The 363-nt window shown below is 52.6% G+C and carries 1 pseudogene; it reads left to right on the top strand.

The features are described from left to right. Window positions 1-363: pseudogene (locus FDX22_RS30845) on the top strand (fucose isomerase); the annotation flags it as partial.

Below are 363 nucleotides of genomic sequence, written 5' to 3'. Positions count from 1 at the left end.
ATCCAGTGCTGGACCTCGCTGCAGGAAAATTTGGGTATCAATGTTTGTTCGATCATGAGCGTAATGTCCGGGCAGTTAATGCCCAGCGCCTGCGAAGTGGACGTGATGGGTGCATTGTCAATGTACGCGCTCGCCAGCAGTAATTTAAGCCCTGCATCGATTGCTGACTGGAATAATAATTTCGGCGACGATCGTGACAAATGTGTCCTGTTTCACTGCGGTAACTTCGCATCAGCCAGTCTGGATAACCCGAAGATGGGCACGGCAGATATCATCGGCACCACGGTGGGAAAAGAGAACACCTGTGGTGCGGTACATGGACGCATGAAAAGCGGTGCGCTGACCTACTTCCGCCTGAGCACC

Source organism: Citrobacter sp. TBCS-14 (assembly GCF_005280805.1).
GTDB lineage: Bacteria > Pseudomonadota > Gammaproteobacteria > Enterobacterales > Enterobacteriaceae > Citrobacter > Citrobacter gillenii.
The sequence above is the reverse complement of the archived record's forward strand: the minus strand, read 5'-3'. Positions and strand labels throughout refer to the sequence as shown.